The 20,271-nt window shown below is 48.7% G+C and carries 17 protein-coding genes; 4 read left to right on the top strand and 13 right to left on the bottom strand.

Annotation, left to right across the window (positions count from 1 at the left end):
* Positions 1-8: 8 nt before the first annotated feature.
* From L2713_RS10750 to L2713_RS10735, 4 genes are all read right to left on the bottom strand, one after another.
* Positions 9-1,502, bottom strand: coding sequence for an efflux transporter outer membrane subunit (locus L2713_RS10750; RefSeq protein WP_248967888.1), 1,494 nt, complete (start codon positions 1,500-1,502; stop codon positions 9-11).
* Positions 1,495-4,662: an efflux RND transporter permease subunit gene (locus tag L2713_RS10745; RefSeq protein WP_248967887.1), complete on the bottom strand. Its 3,168-nt coding sequence runs from the start codon at positions 4,660-4,662 to the stop codon at positions 1,495-1,497. Before L2713_RS10745 ends, L2713_RS10750 begins: the two co-directional genes overlap by 8 nt.
* Positions 4,662-5,918, bottom strand: coding sequence for an efflux RND transporter periplasmic adaptor subunit (locus L2713_RS10740; protein WP_248967886.1), 1,257 nt, complete (start codon positions 5,916-5,918; stop codon positions 4,662-4,664). Before L2713_RS10740 ends, L2713_RS10745 begins: the two co-directional genes overlap by 1 nt.
* A gap of 254 nt (positions 5,919-6,172) precedes the next feature.
* Positions 6,173-6,937, bottom strand: a complete 765-nt coding sequence (locus L2713_RS10735) for a tRNA-uridine aminocarboxypropyltransferase (protein ID WP_248967885.1) — start codon at positions 6,935-6,937, stop codon at positions 6,173-6,175.
* 571 nt (positions 6,938-7,508) lie between these two features.
* Here L2713_RS10735 and ampC point away from each other — a divergent pair.
* Positions 7,509-8,648 carry a class C beta-lactamase gene (gene ampC / locus L2713_RS10730; protein ID WP_248968035.1) on the top strand — a complete coding sequence of 380 codons (1,140 nt, stop codon included), beginning with the start codon at positions 7,509-7,511 and terminating at the stop codon, positions 8,646-8,648.
* Positions 8,649-9,002: 354 nt separating this feature from the next.
* Positions 9,003-10,247, top strand: coding sequence for a multidrug efflux MFS transporter EmrD (emrD, locus tag L2713_RS10725; RefSeq protein WP_248968034.1), 1,245 nt, complete (start codon positions 9,003-9,005; stop codon positions 10,245-10,247).
* Positions 10,248-10,300: 53 nt separating this feature from the next.
* On the opposite strand, the gene pssA is transcribed toward emrD, so the two are convergent.
* Both pssA and L2713_RS10715 read right to left on the bottom strand, forming a co-directional pair.
* Complete coding sequence (pssA, locus tag L2713_RS10720) at positions 10,301-11,614, bottom strand: CDP-diacylglycerol--serine O-phosphatidyltransferase (protein ID WP_011716978.1); 1,314 nt, start codon at positions 11,612-11,614, stop codon at positions 10,301-10,303.
* 11 nt (positions 11,615-11,625) lie between these two features.
* The gene (locus L2713_RS10715; RefSeq protein ID WP_011622704.1) at positions 11,626-11,958 is read right to left on the bottom strand and encodes a DUF1904 domain-containing protein; all 333 of its coding nucleotides are present in this window, start codon (positions 11,956-11,958) and stop codon (positions 11,626-11,628) included.
* Between the two features lie 392 nt (positions 11,959-12,350).
* Between L2713_RS10715 and L2713_RS10710 the strand changes: the two genes are divergently transcribed.
* Positions 12,351-12,527 carry a hypothetical protein gene (locus tag L2713_RS10710; protein WP_011622703.1) on the top strand — a complete coding sequence of 59 codons (177 nt, stop codon included), beginning with the start codon at positions 12,351-12,353 and terminating at the stop codon, positions 12,525-12,527.
* Between the two features lie 26 nt (positions 12,528-12,553).
* Positions 12,554-14,095: a D-alanyl-D-alanine carboxypeptidase/D-alanyl-D-alanine endopeptidase gene (dacB, locus tag L2713_RS10705; protein ID WP_248967884.1), complete on the top strand. Its 1,542-nt coding sequence runs from the start codon at positions 12,554-12,556 to the stop codon at positions 14,093-14,095.
* Positions 14,096-14,203: 108 nt separating this feature from the next.
* On the opposite strand, the gene L2713_RS10700 is transcribed toward dacB, so the two are convergent.
* The 7 genes from L2713_RS10700 to ihfB form a co-directional block, all read right to left on the bottom strand.
* Positions 14,204-15,961: an acyl-CoA dehydrogenase family protein gene (locus L2713_RS10700; RefSeq protein ID WP_248967883.1), complete on the bottom strand. Its 1,758-nt coding sequence runs from the start codon at positions 15,959-15,961 to the stop codon at positions 14,204-14,206.
* 217 nt (positions 15,962-16,178) lie between these two features.
* Positions 16,179-16,721, bottom strand: coding sequence for a DUF2058 domain-containing protein (locus tag L2713_RS10695; RefSeq protein ID WP_011622700.1), 543 nt, complete (start codon positions 16,719-16,721; stop codon positions 16,179-16,181).
* 58 nt (positions 16,722-16,779) lie between these two features.
* Entirely contained in the window at positions 16,780-17,607 is an 828-nt protein-coding gene (locus tag L2713_RS10690) for an SDR family oxidoreductase (RefSeq protein WP_248967882.1), read from the bottom strand.
* A 72-nt stretch (positions 17,608-17,679) separates the two neighbouring features.
* Positions 17,680-18,375: an orotidine-5'-phosphate decarboxylase gene (gene pyrF / locus L2713_RS10685; protein ID WP_248967880.1), complete on the bottom strand. Its 696-nt coding sequence runs from the start codon at positions 18,373-18,375 to the stop codon at positions 17,680-17,682.
* A gap of 42 nt (positions 18,376-18,417) precedes the next feature.
* Positions 18,418-19,578 carry a lipopolysaccharide assembly protein LapB gene (lapB, locus tag L2713_RS10680; protein WP_248967879.1) on the bottom strand — a complete coding sequence of 387 codons (1,161 nt, stop codon included), beginning with the start codon at positions 19,576-19,578 and terminating at the stop codon, positions 18,418-18,420.
* Between the two features lies 1 nt (position 19,579).
* Complete coding sequence (locus tag L2713_RS10675; protein ID WP_011626213.1) at positions 19,580-19,855, bottom strand: LapA family protein; 276 nt, start codon at positions 19,853-19,855, stop codon at positions 19,580-19,582.
* Between the two features lie 123 nt (positions 19,856-19,978).
* On the bottom strand, positions 19,979-20,266 hold the full coding sequence (gene ihfB / locus L2713_RS10670) for an integration host factor subunit beta (RefSeq protein WP_011072380.1): 288 nt from the start codon (positions 20,264-20,266) through the stop codon (positions 19,979-19,981).
* Between the last annotated feature and the right edge of the window lie 5 nt (positions 20,267-20,271).

The raw sequence follows: 20,271 nt of genomic DNA, 5'->3' as shown, positions 1-20,271 counted from the left end.
GGATTTTTTTATTCACTGACTGCACCACCACCCAAGGCTCGATACAAGGCAATTTTGGCCAATTGCTTATCCCTTAAGATCTCGCTGTAGGCTAATTGGGCGCTAAATAATTGCCGCTGCGCATCCATTAAATCCAACGAAGTAGCGACACCATTTTGGTAACGCAGCCGTGCAAGACGTGCATAAGCCGATGAAGATTGGACTAATTCTCTCTGCGCTTTGATGGCCTCTTGGGCACGTTTAAGATTATTCAGCGCATCGTTCACATCAAAATAAGCGGTCAACACCACATTGCGATAACTTAGCATCGACTGCTTCGCCTCTTCGGTGGCGATATCGTATTCGGCGGCAATTTTCCCACGATTAAATATCGGCGCACTAATGCCGCCAAGGAGCGACCAAGTCACACCATTGCTATCGAAAATATCCTTAAGGTGATTGTTTTCCCGGCCATATTGGCCCGAAATGGTGAACTTAGGAAAAAACGCAGCCTTGGCAATACCCACTTGTGCATTGGCGGCTATCATTGCTTGTTCCGACATTTTGACATCGGGCCTTAACGTCAGTAATTCGGAGGGCACGCCTGCGCTGAGCTCATAGGGTAACCCCATATTTTCGGGTAAGCCCTGCGGGGATGGTAAAGCGTAATCGTATTCACCGAGCAAGATATGCAGCTGATTTATTTTATACTTTCTTTCGTAGTCTAACGTCGGCAAGGTCACTTTTGTGCTTTGAAGCTCTACCTCTGCCTGACGCACATCGAGGCCAGAAATCACGCCGTTGGCATGGCGAAGCTTAGCGATATCCAGCTCCTTCTGCCGTAAGCCCACGGTGTCGATTGACACACTATAACGCTGCTCGATATCGAGCCATTCGTAATAACGGCTGGCAATATCACTGATAAGACTGACATAGGTGAGCCTGAGCTTTTCAACCTCCGAAAGATAATCGGCCATGGCGGCCTCGCTCGCCCTGCGGTTTGCACCCCATAGATCGAGCTCCCACGAAACAGTGCCCGCCAGATCCACAGCGGTAGTCGGGCTGGGATCCTTACTGGTTGCACCGCTATCGAGACTGCGCTCATAGCCTAAATTTGCCGAGACTTCTGGCCAAAGCGCACTGTCGACCACAGTCATTTTTGAACGGGCGGCGAGCAGGCGCGACTGCGCCATTTGCAGATCCAGATTGTTCGCCAGCGCATGTTCAATCAAGGAAATCAGCACGGGATCTTGGTAAAAATGCCGCCAAGAGAGGGCCGAGATGTCCTTTACATTTCCCTGCTCGGCAGTGGTTTGCGACAAGATTTGCGCTTGGTACTGACTCGGTAACGCCAGCTCTGGTCGCTGGTAATCTGGCCCCATGGCGCAACCCGCAACACTGAATGCCGTCACTAGCCCTAGATAAAGCGGCTTTACGCGCAAACGAAAAACAAACGAAATGGGCTGTATCCAAGGCTGAGTCGCCGTTGATTGAGAGTCGGATAGAGTTAGGCGATTAACCACGACTCACCTCCTCGACGGTTTCTTGATCTAAGAGTAATTCCTCTTTTGTTTTAACCGGTTGTTTAATGGGTTTCTTTTTTACCCAGCCTGCGGTCGTCACGAAGAATAGCGGCACAAACACTATACCTATGGTGGTTGCCAACACCATGCCACCCAGGATGGGCAGCGAAATTGATTGCCGACTCACGGCTCCAGGCCCTTCGGATAACACCAGCGGTAACACCCCAAGAATAAACGCCATTGAGGTCATTAAAATCGGCCTAAAACGCATGGTCGCCGCTTCGAGCGCCGCCGAAATTCGCGTCCGCCCCTGCTGGTGTAACTGATTGGCAAATTCGACAATTAAAATCGCATTCTTCGCCGCCATGCCGATTAAGGCGATAAAGGCCACTTGGAAGAATAAGTTACTCTGCATACCACTGATTAAGGTCGTGACCGCCGCACCTAAGAGTGCGATGGGTGCGATCAGCAATACCGCGACCGGGATACTCCAACTCTCATAGAGCGCAGCTAAAAACAGGAATACAAATAACAGGGCTAACCCAATGGCAATGCCGGTTTGGTTCGCCGACTGCACCTCTTGGTAGGTAATGCCTGTCCATTCGTATTTAAACTCATCGGGCAAGATCGGCGTTGCGACCCGCTCGATGGCTTGGATAACATCGCCTGTCGCATAGCCCGTTGCGGGCGTCACATTGATGGAGGCGCTGGAGAATAAATTGTAGTGGGTCACCGAAGATGGTCCCACCGTATAATCATACTTAGCCAGCACACCAATCGGCACCATAGCGCCGCTCGATGAGCGCACATAATAATCTTTGATTTGGTGCGGAAATTGACGGTAACTCTCTTCCGCTTGGATCTTCACCCGATACACACGGCCAAAGAGGTTAAAGTCATTCACGGTTGAGGAGTCGGTTAAGGTTTTGATTGTGCTGTAGATATCACTCACATTCACCCCAATCGCCATTGCCTTTGCCTCATCGACCGTCAAATGCAATTGCGGGATTGCGCTCTGCAGCGACACGCTGGCACTGGCAACTTCAGGCTGCAGCTTTAGCTGCTCGACTAATTCGTTGGCGGTTTCAATTAAGCCATCAAAATGGGTACCTGAGGTATCTTGGAGCTGCATTTCCACCCCAGAGCCATTGCCTAAGCCGGGGACGGCCGATGGCAAATATAGGTTAAACTCAGCTTCTAAGACGTTTTTCAGATCCTTATCTATAGCCTTCATCACCGATTGTACAGTGGCATGACTGGCTTCGCGCTCGGCCCAAGGCTTAAGCACCACTTCAAATTGGCCGTTGGCCTGATTTGCCCCCGAGCGGCGGTTTTCCCCCGCCAGCGTAAATGAATAGGCCACGGCAGGATTGGCGCGCACATATTGCTCGGCTTTCTTTAAAATCGCCTCGGTACGATTCACCGTAGAACCATCGGGCAATGTCATATCGATAAAGAATCGACCTTGGTCCTCGTCGGGCATAAAGCTGCTCGGCAAATGAGACATGATGAAATAGGTACCACCAAACATAATCGCAAAAGCTAAGTAACTGCGTTTGGCGTATTTATTGGTTAAGGCGACTAAGCCAACATATTGATTGGTCCCCAAGTCGAGTTTGCGATTCAACCAATGGAAGAATCCCCGCTGAGGTGCCTTGCTGGGTTTTAATAATAAGGCGCAGAGTGCGGGGCTTAAGGTCAACGCCACTAGGGTAGAAATCAACACCGCAACCGTAATCGCCACCGCAAACTCGCGGTACATGATGCCGGTGATCCCCGCTAAGAATGATACGGGCACGAATACCGCGCAGAGCACTAAACTGGTGGCAACCAATGCGCCCGACAATTCTTTCATCGCAATCCGAGTCGCATCGATTGCACTCATGCCCTTCTCATGGATTAAACATTCCACGTTTTCGACCACCACAATGGCATCATCGACCACGATCCCGATGGCAAGAACCAGCGCGAGTAAACTCACGGTATTAATGGTAAAACCAAAGGCCAGCATGGCCGCTAAGGTTCCAATCAAGGAAACCGGTACCGCTATGGCGGGGATCAAAGTGGCGCGCACATTTTGCAGGAACAAATACACTACCAACACCACCAGTACTAAGGCCTCGATGAGGGTGTGGATCACCTCATCGATGGATTCTTGGATAAAGATGGACGCATCATAAAACACTTCCCATTTTATCCCTTGGGGAAACTTTTGCGACAATTCGGCCATCGCCTGTTTCACCTTATGGGTGACCTCAAGGGCATTGGCGCCGGGGAGTAAGTACACCTGTAAAATGGTGGCATTTTCACCGTTTAACTGGGATTGCAACGTATAGGCGGAGGAGCCAAGTTCTACGCCGGCAATATCCCGCAGCCGGATAATGGAGCCGTCGGGATTAGCGCGCACTATGATCTCGTTAAATGCTTGCACCGAGCTTAATCTGCCCGCCACACTGATGGGCAAGGTTAAACTGATATCGTCATTATTGGGTTGAGTACCAATGGTGCCTGCGGGGGATTCTTTATTTTGTGCCTTGATGGCGTTGATCACATCTGTGGTGGTTAAGCTGTACCCCGCCATGGCATCGGGTTTTAACCAAATCCGCATCGCATAACTGCGTGAACCCGTGTTACGGGTGCGGCCCACGCCGGGGATCCGCCTAAGCGCCGATTCGATATTAATGGTGGCGTAATTGCTCAGGTAAATCTCATCGAACCTTTCATCGTTCGAGGTTAACGCCAGTTTTAGTAATTCCACCGACGCATCTTTAGAGACAGTCACCCCTTCGGTTTGCACGTCGATTGGCAGTCCGCCCGAAGCTTGCTGAGCGGAGTTTTGCACATCCACCGCCGCCAAATCCGCATTGGTGCCCACATCGAAGGTGATGGTCACACTGGTACTGCCCGAGTTAGTGCTCTTGGAACTCATGTAAATCATATTCGGCACACCATTTACTTCCTGCTCGAGCGGTGTGGCGACGGATTCGGCGGCTGTGGTAGAGCTCGCACCGGGGTATGAGGCAGAAATGGTCACCTGTGGCGGCGTGATGTAAGGATACTGATCGACGGGCAGCTTAAACATCGCAATCACCCCGAGCAGCACGATAACGATGGAGATGACGCTAGCAAAAATCGGCCGATTAATAAAAAACTGCGCCATTATTTTTGCTCCTGCTTTTGCTGCTCCAAGGCTTGGCGCTTAAGTGCCTCGGCTTTTGACATCTCATCTTCCTTCTCGGCGTATTCCTTCGCGCTTAACGGCTCGGCAATTTGCCCATGGCGCACGCGGTGCATGCCTTCGGTGATCACCATTTCCCCCGCCTTGAGGCCACTTTTGACCACCACACCTTCAATCCCTTGATGATCGATCACGATAAAGCGCCGCTCAACCGTGTTGTTGGGCAATACCACCATCACGTATACCCCGCCCTGATCCACCTGAGTAGCCTTTTGCGGGATCACAATCGCATTGGGGATTTCGGACAGTTTAATCCGCACATTGGTATATTGGCCGGGCAACAGCTCCTTCTCAGGGTTGGGCAGAATGGCCCGTACCTCAAAGGTGCCTGTGTTGGGGTTTACCTGAGGATCGGTAAAACTCACATCCCCGAGGTAGCGATATTCACTGCTATCGGGGAGGGTTATCCGCACAAATCCTGCGAGAGCCTTACCTTCAACCTCGGCTTCCTTTTTCGCCGAGTAACTGGTCAGGCGGCGCTGGGCATTCAAATAATCCAGCGCCGACATATTAAAGCTGACATAAATCGGGTCGACTTGTTTGACCCGCGTTAGGAGCGATTGGCCCTTACTGCCCACGAGTGCACCAATGTCGACCTCGGAGCGGCTCACCAGTCCGGCTATCGGTGCCTTAATTTCGGTATAACTCAGCTCTAATTCGGCCTCTTCCACCTCGGCGCGACTCGCGGTGAGGTTAGAACGCGCCTGAGCCAAAGTGGAGAGCGCATTATCGTAATCGAGTTGACTGGCGGCATCCTGCTCATACAGTGGCTTTAAGCGTTTCACATCTCGCTCGGCCTTATCGAGAATCGCCTGCTGTGAGGACAGTTTGGCTTTTAAACGATTCACCACAGCTACATAGGGTTTATTATCAATCTGATACAGCAGTTCACCCGCTTTGACCGCGCTGCCTTCAACAAAACGTTTTTCCTCCACAAAGCCATCGACCCTAGCCCTAACTTCTACGTCTAAGGAAGCTTGGGTCACCCCAATATAATTGCCATAGAGAGGCACGGTTGCCGTAGTGACTTTTTCCACCACTACCATTTTAGGGGAGATTTTGATGTCGGGTTCTTGGCAGCCACTCACAGAGAGACAGAGCAAAACACCACTCAGATAAAGGGGAAATGAGCTTAAGCGTGGAACAAAAAAACGAGCTGTAACAGATGGTTGAGGCATATGCGAATCCCGCACTCTAAAGACAGTGGAACCACTCGCATAGGCAAAGTGGTCTGAACAATTTTAGTCGGTTCTAGGTAACGTCCTGTGACCAATGCAAAACCAGTGTAAGACAAACGGGATAAAATTGAAATTTTAAAATCAATAAGTTCAATGATTTGTGACGGGAATGCTAAAGCGAGAATTTAAAGGCGTTTACAAGGAAAGCACTCTCCCCAAGCGAACGAGTATGCTTGGGGCGAATCAATAAAGGTTTACAGCTTGACGGGGTTTGCGGCACTGTACGCCGCTTCGAAGGCGTCGGTAAACTCGCTGATAGGCAAAATATCCTCGCGGCAGCGGCGGTTACGCCCAAGCAATGAGGACTCCACAAACAAATCGAACCAAGCCGTTAATACCTTACCATTGGCCTCCTCGCCCATTGCCGCCAGCGCCAGCGAGGCAACTTCCGCTGTACCCAATTGAAAGTCATGGCTGCCCTTACGTAAGGCATAGGTGGCTAAAGTGTCGGGGTCGAAGGACAGCATAGGCAAGCCCTGTAGATAGGTACTCTTGCGAAACATCTTAATCGCCTCGCGCCAGCTGCCATCGAGCATGATAAGCAAAGGTCGTTTCCCCTCGCTAAGACTGGCCATGGGCACCTCAGTCAATACGGTTTGCCCTTGGTCGGCATATTGCGCCGGAAAGACTAAAAAGGGTTGATAGTCGTTTGAAGCCAATAGCGCCAACAACTCTGGGGCGGGTTCGGTACGCGACCAGAGAAAGGCATGGGTATCAGGGATAAGATCGGCAATTAAGCGACCGCTGTTAGTGGGTTTTAACACCTCATCGTTATACATCAGAAGTAGAAAACTTACCTGAGTCGTCAACTGTTTACGCAGCGAGCAGGTACAAAATTGTTCACCCAGTAGACACAAATGACAGCGAATGAGTTTTTTACCACGGGCGCCAAAGGGTTTAGTCGATATGGATTTACGGTATTCATATAAGCGATGTACAGCGTGGGGAGCTAGAGCCATGGCAGCCAATTCTCAATCTATTTCGGTCGAACGGGTTATTAACGGTGGTACTCAGTGCACACCGGCTTTACGCTGCATAAGTGCAATCTGTATAAGTGCATACCTGCACGCGGTGGCGCAGTGTATCCTTTGGCCGAGGAAGGTGCAATTAGCCTTATTGAAAAGCGCTATTTCCTACGCTTATGAAAAATTAAAGCCCTTATCACGCTGACCCACATTAGAATAGTCTGCAACATCAACCCACCTAGTCCGTAACGCTTTAGTACCTTAGCATTCACCGCTTGCTAAACTATGGCGCAAACTTCAGCGGCTTGGGCTAAATCTAATAGTCAGTTGGGTTGTCTTATGCTAAACCTTTCATCGGTGTCTGTTTTTAAACCTTACGATTAAACAGAGCCTACTTTTCATCTGCACGCTTTTGAATCCCAGCATTGTAGTCCATTGTCATTAAAGGAATTGTATGCCCTTTTCACCCACGAAAATCGCAAAAAATACGCACAGCGCATCAGGCTCATTGGGAGTAAAACATTTTGCTCCACTCAGTTTAGTACTGCTCGCAGCGATGCCATTGATGCCATTGATGGCCCATGCAGCGCCGGCTGCGCAAGACGCGACACAGGTAAAAGCGCAGGCCATTCAATCCCTCGTCGATTCGGCGATTAATCCCTTAATGACAGAGTATGGGATCCCTGGTGCAATCGTTGGGATCAGCCTCAATGGGCAAACGTATTTCTTCCCCTATGGTGTCAGCTCTAAGACCAGCAACCAAAAAGTCAGTACAAACACATTGTTTGAGATAGGTTCTATCAGTAAAACCTTTACCGCGACACTCGCAACCTATGCTCAAGTTGAAGGCAAGCTCACACTCACGGATAAGGTGAGCGAGTATGTACCCGAATTAAGGGGCAGTGCCTTTGACCAGATTAATCTTATCAATCTCGCGACCCACACTGCGGGCGATTTGCCCATGCAAGTGCCAGACAATATCACCAACAATGCCAAACTAATGGATTACTTTAAAACTTGGCAACCCGCTTACGGGGCAGGCACCCATCGTAATTATGCCAATCCCAGCATTGGGTTACTGGGCTTGATTACCGCAAAACAGTTAGGCAAAAGCTTTGCCGATGCCATGGAACACAGTCTATTTCCGCAACTTGGGTTAAACCACAGTTATATCGAAGTACCAGCTAACAACATGGCCGATTACGCCCAAGGTTATAATAAACAAGACCAGCCCGTGCGCCTCAATCCCGGCGTATTAGCCGATGAGGCCTATGGGATAAAAACAACTGCGGTGGATTTGTTACGTTTTGCTGAAATCAACATGCAGCAGCACGCGATTACTCCCGCATTGCAACAGGCTATCGATGCCACACATGTCGGCTACTTTGATGTGGGTATGATGACCCAAGCAATGATTTGGGAAGATTATCCCTATCCAATTGCACTCGACAAGCTGCTTGCGGGACATACTCAAGAAGTGGTGTTTGGCAGCGTGCCTGTGCGCGCTATGATGCCACCTCAAGCACCACAAGCTGCTCAATGGGTGAATAAGACAGGCTCAACCGGTGGTTTTGCCGCCTATGTGGCTTATATTCCGGCAAAGAAACTGGCCATGGTGTTACTCAGCAATAAAAATTATCCCGTGCCACCACGCGTGACCGTGGGCTATCAAATACTCACAGGCTTAGAAACCCTGTCGAACTAAAACACTGTCGAACTAAGTCACCATCTAACCGTTTATTCCTGCCTAAATCCGACAATTTTCTTTGCTTTGGATGGAGAGCAAGCACGCTCTTCGTCCGTACGCTTTGTCATCAAATATCTTGTTAATAAAAATCTGCCAATCATTAACTTAGCCTCCGTCCGACGATCAATTATTAAACCTGATTAACAGCATAAACACTAAGTGTAAACTCAGTTTTACAGCCATAAATCGATAGAAAAACTTATGGGTAAGATTAAAAAATATTCCTGTAAATCAATATGATTGCCACTTGAACTGAAATGTTTTGAGGGTAAGATGCGCGCCATCGTTCAACTCTGCTTTTTTAATGGAATTATGATGTCAGACGATGCACCGTCTTTAATCTCACAAAAAGCGCCGACACCCGCCACAGGAAGCGCCACACAGTTACTCTTTATGCTGGTTTTTATGGTGGCCTGTGGGCAGATGGCACAAACTATTTTTGTCCCCGCACTCCCCCTTATCGCCCAAGGCTTAGCCGTGGATGCCAGTCAATTACAGGCGGTCATGGCTTGCTATTTGCTCGCCTACGGCCTATGTCAGTTTATCTATGGCCCATTATCCGACCGCGTTGGGCGTAAAATGCCGCTGCTCATTGGTATTGGTATTTTTATCCTTGGCGCGTTTATGGCGGCAGAAGCCACAAGTTTTAGCCAACTGATTTTCGCAAGCCTACTACAGGGGCTGGGAACTGCGAGTGCAGGCGCCCTGTGCCGCAGTATTCCGAGGGATCATTACTTTGGCGATAACTTAGTTAGATTTAACAGTTATGTGTCTATGGCCGTAGTGTTTTTGCCCTTAGTGGCGCCCTTTTTAGGAAGCTTTGCCTCCGCTTACTGGGGGTGGCAGGCTGTGTATTGGGTGCTGTTTGGATTTGGCAGTTTGGTTTGGCTACTCCTTTGCTTTGGCTTTAGAGAATCCTTACCCAAGGATAAGCGAGAGCAACAACCCATATTGGCATCCTATCGACATGTACTGCGCCACCGCAGTTTTCGAGCCTATTTGCTTTCGCTTATCGCGACCTTTGCTGGCATTGCCGCCTTCGAAGCCATTGCGGGCGTACTCTATGGCCAATATTTGCAGCTCTCGCCGTTTATGGTGAGCTGTTATTTTGTCGCGCCCATCCCTGGATATTTACTCGGCGCCCTGATTGCGGGTAGACAAAAACAGGCGCAGCGTACGGTTTTGCAAGGCGTTGCACTCCTAGGCGCCGGCGCATTGTTTATGTTAATTCCCGGTATCTTTCAGCTTGTCGTGGGTTGGAGTTTATTGATAGGCTCAATTTTGTTTTTCAGTGGCGCTGGCATGTTATTTCCGACATTAACCTCGGCCGCGCTAGAGCCGTTTCCACGCCAAGCAGGTATTGCGGGCGCCCTACTCGGTGGCTTACAAAATTTCGGCGCGGGAATCGCTGCCTTAACCATGTCGCTCGTACCAATGGGCGGCCAGTTAAGCATTGGTTTGCTGAGCGTGCTGATGGTGCTGTTAGTGATTGTCGCCTTGCATTATGCAAGGGATCAAAACGATACCCACCACACCCTGTTACCGCAAAATCCATAGTTGGCAAGACACCCAATAAAAAGCCCACATTCGTGGGCTTTTTATTGGGGCAATTAGAGAATGCGTCTGAGCAGGAAATCTGCTTTTAGCCTTCTAATACGATTCATAATCTTCTTCACTGGGGCGGGATAGCTTTGTAAGGTATCCACTTGACTGTAGTGATACAGTCTTTGAGTGTGTTCGAGGATATGGCTTTGCTCGGCCTCGAATTGCGCCTTCCAGCTACCGCTTTCATCGTGAATGAGTAACCCATTCTCTAAATCCAGCGCCCATGCTCTTGGGTTTAAGTTTGAGCCCGTGATCAAATGCTTACGACCATCGGCGCTAATCCCCTTGAGGTGATAGCTATTGATACCGTGTTTCCACAGGTGAATATTAAGCTGGCCATTATCGATTGCCCATTGCTGACGCTTAGCAAATTTACGCAGCGATTGCTCATACAGATACGGCAAGGCCCCTATGGTAGAGAAATCCTGCTCGGGCGGAATGTAAAAGTCATTCGCCGTTTTATCCCCTACCACTATGTCGATACGTTTGCCTTTACGCAGATGCTTAGCCAAGGCACGCACCAAAATATAGGGAGGATTAAAATAAGGCGTGCAAATAAACAGTCTGTCTTTTGACTCTTCCACCATGGCTATCACGGCTTTATTCAGCAGGTTATGTTTGCGGCCTAATCCCAGTAAAGGGGTGACACGGTTGCCACTGCGGGTCGCGTTAAACTCGTACTGTGCCTGTGATAATCGCAGTTTGAAGCTGCGCACATCGGTTTTAGGTGGCAAGACTTCTTGCTGCGCATCTTGAGTGAGCGAGGCAACGGCAGGATCGGCAATAATGTAGCGCTGGATCATAGTGCGCATACTGCGCGCTAACTCGGCCGACTCAATCACATGGTAACGGTCGAAACGGTATTTATCGTTTTGCTGCAGATAAATGTTATTCAGGCTGGCACCGCTGTAAATCACAGCATCATCAATCACAAAGCCCTTAAGGTGCAGCACGCCCATAAACTCACGGGATTTGACCGGCACGCCCATAATATCGATAGGATGCTCTGCCTCAGCCATGACCTTGCGGTACATCAGATAGTTACCGCTGTCGCCCTTGTGACCAATCAAGCCGCGTCTAGCACGGTGAAAATCGACCAAAATCTTGACATCTAACGCGGGGTTATTCGCCTTAGCCGTCATCAAGGCCTGTAAAATTTCGCGCCCCGCCTCATCGTCTTCAAGATAGAGTGCGGCGATATAAATGCTGTCCTTGGCATTTTCGATACGGCTAAGCAATTCTGCCTTAAATCGGCATGGCGTAAGCAACCACGTTAAAGCCTCGGGTTGAACGGCTATTCCACCAAGCTTATCTAGCAAGGCATCCTCCTTTAAACATGCTGACCACCCCGATAGGAAGCGCTTGGGGTCAGTGACAAAAACATCACCGCAATTTGGGTTAATTCTGGATAGGCTTCTGTCACTGCCAGCCTGATCGTTTGTTCTACTTTAAGATGGATATCAGGGTCGACCGGAAACCAAAGCAATTCGATTTGGACAAAGCGTTGATCAATTCTGCCATTACGGTAGCTGATGCTTGGGATCCAATCTAATGTAAAACTCTCTGCATTACCTTTACATATAGCCGCCAAAGACTGCAGTAATGTTTGGCTAAGCTCTGCAACAACTGCCTGTGGCAAGCCGCGCATACTAATATGAGGCATGGTTTTAGTGGTTACCTGAGATCCTAAAATCGTAAGGGGTAGAAATTACCGACTTCACTGCAACTCGGCAAGACTTTTCGGCGAAAAGCACGTGGGATAGCGCCTATTTTGCTGGTAATTTGACCTGAAACGACGCATTCCTCACCAGCAGGACTAAAATGCAACAATTTAGCCCACAAACATCAGGCTTCTATGCCTGCATTCTCGGCTAACTAAATGCTTTTTCAGTTTTTCCTTTAAACCTTTTGTCCATGATGGCTAATCGACGCTAGGCAGACCATAAGCAAAATGGTGTGTGAGTCACAAAACAGGGCTTCAGGCTCAGGCAAGCGTGCCTGTGGTCGTTGTTTTAGCGTAAACTAAAACATCTTAAGTCCCTATTGCCTAACACCATGAACAAAAAAATCCTACTGACCCTTGCCCTCACCTTAGCCTTAGCTTGGGGTATATTTCATTTTAAAGCGCAGCTCGGCTTACTCATTTTGCCGCTTTTTATCGGATTGGTTTTATTTGTCACCCTAAGGCTGTATCGTCTAATGGAAAAAGACGATGGCAGCAATGACCGCTAATGGTAAAAAGGACATTCAGGACACCTATGACGCACTCGATAAACAAGGATAAGTTGCAGGCATCATTCACTCGCCCCAAGCTTAAGGGGTTACTCTTAGGCAGCATGTTAAGTATTCTGCTGCCAACCCAAGCGATTGCAGCAATACATCCGCTGGATGAGTCGACATTTGCCAAGCAAATCGCCGACATTGCCCCGCGTCATTCGCAAGTCGCTTTGCTGGCCCGAGATTTAAGTACTAATACCCTGTTATACAGCCAACAAGCCGATACCTTATTTATCCCCGCCAGCACACAAAAGGTGCTGACCGCCGTTACCGCTATGGCCAACCTTGGCCCAGATTTTCGCTATGTCACTGAGCTCTGGAGTGATGCGCCCATTCGCCAGGGTCATATTGCGGGCAGTGTTTATCTGCGTTTTAGCGGCGATCCGACGCTGACTCAGGACGATCTTAAGGCCTTGTTTGCCCATCTACAAAAGCAAGGCATAACAAGCATTGAGGGGCATCTCTATCTTATCGGGGATAAACAAGAGCAATTACAAGCACCTGGTTGGGTGTGGGATGACCTAGGTATTTGCTTTGCCGCGCCGGTGTCGAGTTACATCATCAATCAAAACTGCGTTTATGGGCAGTTTGCGCCAAGCTCAGCCAAGCATGCTTCTGAGGTCAAATTAAGGACATCTAGTTTTGGGGTAAAAGTGAGTAGCGACGCCATATTCTCCCCTAAAGCAGGCCATGATTTTTGCCAGCTCGATTTAGTACGCCTTGGCCAGAATCAATATCATCTACGGGGCTGCTATCCCGGTAGTGAAGCGATACCACTGGCGATTGCCATTAGCGATCCCGAAAAATTTGCCATGGACACCCTAACAGCGACGCTCAAGGGTGAAATGTCACTTTCGGGGAAAGTGAAAATAGGCAACACCATCCCTTCGAAGGCGAAACTGATCGCCAGCCATAGCAGCGCGCCCTTGCCTGAGCTGTTAAAAACCATGCTGCTTAAGTCGGATAACCTGATTGCCGATAGTTTGTTTAAGCGCGTGGGGCAAAATTATTACAAAGCCCAAGGCAGCTTTACCCATGGTGCTGCGGCGATGCGCCATATTCTGACTGAGCTTGGGATTGATTTAACCAACGCCAATATTGTCGATGGTTCAGGGCTTTCTCGCTATAACCTGTTGAGCGCAAAACAATTAGCCGATGTACTGGCGCTCATTTACCAAGATGCACGCTTTCACACCCTCATTGACAGTTTGCCCGAGGCCGGTGTCAGCGGCACTCTGCAATATCGCTTGGGATATACTAAACCGCCCTTAAAACATCTAGTGTTTGCCAAGACTGGCTCGATGCAAGGCGTCGCCAATTTAGCAGGTTTTATGCGTTTAGCGCAGCAGCGGGATATTCTCTTTGTGGTGCTCGAGAATGGCATCAGTCCTGAAACCCAAAAGCAACGTAAACCCGCCTTTAGCGCCGACTTTTTAACTCGGTTGCTGAGTGCTGTCGAAACTAAAACTCAGACCAGCCAAGCAACGACCACAGAGCTGAGCACCGTTAAGTTAAGTGATTAATATCCGATAAGGTGTAGAGTCATATACAAAGCAATTAAAACAAAAAGCACTGAATATCAGTGCTTTTTTATTAGGTAAATGCGAACGCTTAACGCGATTAAGCTTGCGTTAGAACAGCTCTGCTGGCATCGCCATTGTGCTGGTATCTCCCGCGCGCACTTGCGCTAAGTGATAGTCAGCCTTAGGCAGCAATTTGTCGAAATAGAATTTAGCGAGGTAGGATTTTTGCTCGGCAAACTGTTTATCTTCAGCACCCACCGCTTTATCCAACATGGCTAACCAATAGAACCCATACAGAGTGAAGCCAAAGGCATCCAAAAAGTCGACCGCACTGGCGTTAATGAGCGCTGGTTGAGTCAACTTTTGCTCATTAATGGATTCGGCAACATTGACTAAGGCATCTAAACGGGCACAAACGGCGGAAACTTTCACCGCATCGACCTGAGTAAATTCACGCATTTGCGCCTTTAACTCGGCCACAAACTCCTTAAGGGTCGCGAGATTATCGCCAGTGACTTTTCGACCGAGGAAGTCGATGGCCTGAATACCGTTAGTACCTTCGTAAATCTGTGCAATACGAGTATCACGTACTAACTGCTCAATACCGGTTTCGCGAATATAACCATGACCACCAAACACTTGCTGCGCCATGATAGTGGCATCTAAACCGCGGTCGGTTAAAAATGCTTTCGCAACTGGTGTTAACAATCCTACGTAGCGAGCAGCCTTAGCTTTGACTTCATCCTCGGCATATTTTGCTAAATCGAGTTGTTTACCGGTAAATACCGAGAGTGCGCGCCCCGCTTCTATCATCGCACGGATAGTCAACAGCATACGACGCACATCACCATGCACAATGATAGGATCGGAATCGCTGCCCGTAGGTGAGCCGCCAGCGGCAACGCCTTGGTTGCGCTCTTTGGCATAATCGGCGGCCATTTGATAAGCGGCCTGCGCACTGCCAAGCCCTTGAATACCGATGGCTAAACGCTCGTAGTTCATCATAGTGAACATACACACTAAACCACGATTTGGCTCACCAATCAGGTAACCCTTAGCATCATCAAAGTTCATCACACAGGTAGCCGAGCCCTTAAGCCCCATTTTATGTTCGATGGAACCCACGCTCACGCCGTTCGCCAGGCCTAAACTGCCGTCGGCATTAACCATGGTTTTAGGGACGAGGAACAGCGAAATACCTTTGCTTTCAGGAAGCTTTGCCAGCACTAAGTGAATGACGTTCTCGGTCAAATCATGATCGCCACCCGTGATAAAGATTTTGCTGCCACTAATGGCATAACTGCCGTCATCCTGTGGGATAGCACGGGTACGGATATTACGTAGATCTGAGCCCGCCTGAGGTTCAGTCATATCCATGGCACCTGCCCATTCACCGCTGTAAAGTTTCGGCAAATAGGTTTCTTTAATCTCTTCACTGCCGTGGGCATTAATACACAATGCAGCACCCGCCGTGAGTGAGCCATACAGAGTAAATGCATTACAGGCGCTGTAAGCCATTTCATCGACTAACACCCCCAGCATTTTCGGCATACCCATACCGCCGAACTCGGGTTCACCACACAGACCCACCCAGCCGCCTTGGGAATATTGATCGTAAACGGCTTTATAACCATCGGGCGTAATCACTCGATTATCCTGATGGAGAACGCCTTGCTCATCGCCAGCACGGTTAAGCGGATGGATTAATTCAGCACTGATTTTCGCGGCTTCTTCGAGAATCGCGCCGGCCGTATCCATATCGACCATTTCAGCAATATCAGGGAGTTGTGCCCAAGTATTTGGCGCATCAAAAACCTGTTCCAATAAGAAACGCATATCCGCTAACGGAGCTTGGTAAGGATTCATGGGTAGACTCTTAAACGTAGGATTTAAACAGTTGTTTTAATTTATACCAGTTCAATACAGAAAACAATCTCATTACAAATTCACTTTGCAACTCAGAACCAGTAAAACCGTTAATGTGAAATACGGGCAACAAAAAACCCTTAAGTTGCCTTAAGGGTTTTAGTGTAGCCAGAGATAAGCGATGCGTCCTCGGCTTAGCTCACGATTAACGCATTGATTACCACATTAAATCGTCCGGGATCGCATAATCAGCATAGGGGTCATCTTCGACCTCTATCGCCTTCCCTTCATCCTGTTGCCATAGATAACCGCACCATTGTGGCACCAACAAATTAACGCGCTCAGCCAATTTATGGGGGACAAGGTAGCTCTTATCTTCATATCGAACGATCCCTAACAGGCCTTTAAGCAGTTCCGATTGGATTTTCTCATCGATATAGACTGAATAGATTTTATTATCGAGGGTATAGTTAAACTTGACCTCGGCATGGCTTGGGATCTTAATCGCAAATTGCGTAAATTCACTCACTAAGCCACGCACTTGCCCACGGGCTGTCGCTTCGGCAAAGCGCTGCTCGTTCAATGCTTTATCTTTTTCAGCTTGGAGTCGTTTTTGCTCGGCGATCTCGTGTTTCAATGCACTCGAACCATCATCTACCCGCGCCTTTTTATCGCGACGTTTTTGCGTCTTCACATCACGCACTTTTTGTTTACTGGCAAGGCCAGCCTTAAGCAGCTGCTCTTGTAATGCATTCGCCATGGATTTTCACCCGATTTCTCTATCAAATAAATAAGTTACAACACTTAACTAACGGTTATCACTGCTGAGCTTTAGTCGCTAACTCGCCTAATGCGGTCATTGCAATGCTCGCACCGCCAAGTGACCAGCCACCGTCAACGGGTAACACAACCCCAGTGATGTACGAGGCATACTCTGATCCTAAAAACATCGCGGCATTAGCAATATCCTGCCCTTCGCCATTACGTTTTAACGGTACTGACTGTGCAACTTGCTGCTGCAGCGCTGCGCTCGGTGCTAAACGGTTAAATCCTTCAGTGCTAGCGATTGGTCCGGGAATAATGGAGTTTATACGGATCCCTTCACAACCCCATTCTATCGCCAATGTCCGAGTCAGCATGTCTACGCCAGCTTTAGCAGCGCACACATGGGCTTGCATTGGCATGGCTATCGATGCCTGCGGCGCCGAGATTTGAATAATATTCCCTTGGGGGCGACGCAGTAAAGGATAAGCCGTCTTTAGCACTTGAAAACTGCCCAGCAGATCAATGTCCATCACGGCTTTAAAGCCATTAGCAGAGAGTTTTGTCGCTGTAGCCGGAAAGTTACCTGCAGCGCCACTTACTAACACATCAATAAAGCCAAATTCGGAGGCGATAGTATCAAAGCCCTGCTCGACCGCAGCCAAATCCCTGACATCAAAGCTCACCCCAAGGTGAATACCATCAGGATTTGACTGCTTTAGCTGCAACACTGCGGCATCAATCTTGTCTTGGTTGCGACTCGCCACCGCCACATTCGCGCCGGCCTGCGCAAACGCATTGGCTATCGCGAGGTTAATTCCACTCGTACCACCGACAACGACAACATTCTTACCTTGATAATTAAACATCGTAGTATTCAGCATGGGCATTCTCCGTGAACGGTAAAATTAACGCGCGAATAAGTGCTTAAGCCGCAATGGCTTTCATCATTTCTCTCAAGCGAGAGATTGATGAATGGCCTGCAGTGCAGCCAGAGGATCGGCGGCCTTAGTGATTGGTCGACCAATCACTAAATAATCAGAACCGGCTGCAAGCGCCTGCGGTGGCGTCATGACCCGGTGTTGATCACCCACGTCGCTGCCCACAGGGCGGATCCCCGGGGTGATAAGTTTAAAATCTTGACCTAAGAGTGATTTAAGTACGCTTGCCTCTTGAGCCGAACAGACAACACCATCGAGGCCCGCCTGCTTTGTGAGTTTCGCGAGACGTTGCACATGCTCAAAGGCAGGAACATCAATGCCGATGAGTTTTAAATCTTCATCACTCATAGAAGTGAGTACCGTTACTGCGATTAGTATAGGAGCATCATTACCATAGGGCAGCAACGCTTTTTTCGCCGCTTCCATCATAGCTAAGCCACCGCTGGCATGCACGTTTGTCATCCACACACCCAGTTCTGCCGCGGCCGCGACCGCTTTGGCGACCGTATTAGGAATATCGTGAAACTTTAAGTCGAGGAAAAGATCGAAACCACGGTCGTGAATATCTTTCACCAATTGTGGGCCAAACAGGGTAAACATTTCTTTGCCCACTTTGAGGCGGCACATGTTGGGATCGAGTTGATCTATCAGTTGTAAGGCGTGGTTTTTATTATCGTAATCAAGCGCTACGAGGATAGGTTTGGTCGTCATCATCTCTCCAACTGGGTTACACTAACAAGGTATTTCTAAAGGTTATTCACCGTCTAAACCACGGATCCGTTTAATGGTGCCCCATTTTTTACAGGAGGGGCAATGCCAATACAGGGTGTGGGATGGGAAACCGCATTCTTTACAGCGATAACTTGGACGGAATTTAATTTGTTGTTCAACTAGTTGCTCAAGCATAGTCAAACTTTGTTTGGCTTGACCTTCTTCAGCTTGACGCAGGTGCATCTGCATTAAGTGCTGAAATCCCTTCATGGTGGGATGGCGATACAGGGCATCTAACACCATGTTTTCAGCAGCTTGTATCTCATCGAGACTAATCATATGTTGAGCAAGCGCTACCACCACAGAGGCGCCCGCGCCTTCGGCCATCGCGCCCGCTAATAATTCTTGATAACCCTCTTTATCTTGGGTATCACGATACACTTGTTTCGCCGTGGGTAAGGCATCGGCGAAGAGTTCTATGTCGGCCTTTTTCAGTGTCATCAGCATAGATTTGCACTGGTTGTAATCCTTAGCGTAGAGAAATTTTTTGGCGAGCGTGAGTAAGGCACGGCCGCACTTAGGATCTTGTTTTAATGCCTGTTGTAATAGCTTGATCTTGTCAGCATCATCACTGGTCTCGTCCGCAAGCTGACAATAAAAATGGGCGATAATCGGTTTAAGCACCTGCTGGCGCTTTCGACTTAAGCGCTTGGTGATATCGATGGCTTTTTGCCATTCCTTAATGACTTGATAAATGGCAATCAGCTGCGTCTCAGACTCTTCGCTATGGTCATCTTGACTCACCAAATTCAGGAAAATCTCTTCCGCTCGGTCGTAAAACCCCGCTGCAAGGTAATCTTTACCCAGTTCCATCATTGCAATATCGCGCTGCTCATTGGTGAGTGTGGGACGTGCGATTAAGTTTTGATGGATACGGATAGAGCGGTCAACTTCACCGCGTTTGCGAAATAGTGAACCGAGGGAAAGATGGGTGTCGATGGTTTCATCGTCCACATCGAGCATACTGATAAACAAGTCGACCGCTTTGTCTGACTCGTTCGACAACAGGAAATTCAAGCCGGTGAAATAATCACGACTTAATTGTTTACGCTGGTTACTCTGGTTTTGCCTTATGCTCCGCCGCCCCATATACCAACCGTAACCGGCAGCAATAGGAAGCAACAGGAAGAGGATCTCAAGCATATTAGGCGTCTACACCTTGAGGAGTTTTAGCGGTTTGGACCGTTAATTTTTTTCTGGTCGCCGCTAAAGCCAATTTCAGTTTGACAATATAATAGCTGGCCACGAGCCAACTCAACATAAAGCCTGCAAAGAAAACCACGGCTAATACTACGGGTAAACGGTACTCACCCTGAGCCACAAAGTAGCTGATCGTCACTACTTGTTCATTACGCGCACCAAAAATCAATGCCACGATAAATAACAGTGCCACAAGGACTGTCGCTACAAAAGATTTCACGTCGCACTCCCTTAAACGCCTTTCAATTTTCTGATTATCCAAGAAATTTACTGAGCTGACCAGCTTTGCCTTGCATTAGATATAAAAAAGCCCCCTGACGGAGGCTTTTTGTAATGCGGTCAATTATACATTAACTGCGTCAACGCGTTCACGCAGTTCTTTGCCTGGCTTAAAGTGCGGGACGTATTTGCCTTCCAATTCAACTGATGAACCAGTCTTTGGATTACGGCCAGTACGCGGTGCACGATAATGAAGCGAGAAACTACCAAAGCCACGGATCTCAATACGATCACCGCTTTCTAATGTTGTTGCCATTTGCTCCAACATCTCTTTGATTGCGCCTTCAACCTCTTTCGCCGACAGCTGCGACTGCCTGGTGGCGAGTTTTTCGATCAGTTCGGATTTTGTCATCCTAG

This window comes from Shewanella seohaensis, from assembly GCF_023283775.1.
GTDB lineage: Bacteria > Pseudomonadota > Gammaproteobacteria > Enterobacterales > Shewanellaceae > Shewanella > Shewanella seohaensis.
The sequence above is the reverse complement of the archived record's forward strand: the minus strand, read 5'-3'. Positions and strand labels throughout refer to the sequence as shown.

What these genes read in the sequence shown, in the direction of transcription:
- dacB (WP_248967884.1), top strand. Translation starts at nt 12,554, where the DNA reads ATGACGCACTCGATAAACAAGGATAAGTTGCAGGCATCATTCACTCGC.
- ihfB (WP_011072380.1), bottom strand. Translation starts at nt 20,266, where the DNA reads ATGACAAAATCCGAACTGATCGAAAAACTCGCCACCAGGCAGTCGCAG.
- L2713_RS10740 (WP_248967886.1), bottom strand. Translation starts at nt 5,918, where the DNA reads ATGCCTCAACCATCTGTTACAGCTCGTTTTTTTGTTCCACGCTTAAGC.
- ampC (WP_248968035.1), top strand. Translation starts at nt 7,509, where the DNA reads ATGCCATTGATGGCCCATGCAGCGCCGGCTGCGCAAGACGCGACACAG.
- lapB (WP_248967879.1), bottom strand. Translation starts at nt 19,578, where the DNA reads ATGCTTGAGATCCTCTTCCTGTTGCTTCCTATTGCTGCCGGTTACGGT.
- L2713_RS10715 (WP_011622704.1), bottom strand. Translation starts at nt 11,958, where the DNA reads ATGCCTCATATTAGTATGCGCGGCTTGCCACAGGCAGTTGTTGCAGAG.
- L2713_RS10690 (WP_248967882.1), bottom strand. Translation starts at nt 17,607, where the DNA reads ATGCTGAATACTACGATGTTTAATTATCAAGGTAAGAATGTTGTCGTT.
- L2713_RS10700 (WP_248967883.1), bottom strand. Translation starts at nt 15,961, where the DNA reads ATGAATCCTTACCAAGCTCCGTTAGCGGATATGCGTTTCTTATTGGAA.
- L2713_RS10735 (WP_248967885.1), bottom strand. Translation starts at nt 6,937, where the DNA reads ATGGCTCTAGCTCCCCACGCTGTACATCGCTTATATGAATACCGTAAA.
- pyrF (WP_248967880.1), bottom strand. Translation starts at nt 18,375, where the DNA reads ATGACGACCAAACCTATCCTCGTAGCGCTTGATTACGATAATAAAAAC.
- L2713_RS10745 (WP_248967887.1), bottom strand. Translation starts at nt 4,662, where the DNA reads ATGGCGCAGTTTTTTATTAATCGGCCGATTTTTGCTAGCGTCATCTCC.
- L2713_RS10695 (WP_011622700.1), bottom strand. Translation starts at nt 16,721, where the DNA reads ATGGCGAATGCATTACAAGAGCAGCTGCTTAAGGCTGGCCTTGCCAGT.
- L2713_RS10710 (WP_011622703.1), top strand. Translation starts at nt 12,351, where the DNA reads ATGAACAAAAAAATCCTACTGACCCTTGCCCTCACCTTAGCCTTAGCT.
- emrD (WP_248968034.1), top strand. Translation starts at nt 9,003, where the DNA reads ATGATGTCAGACGATGCACCGTCTTTAATCTCACAAAAAGCGCCGACA.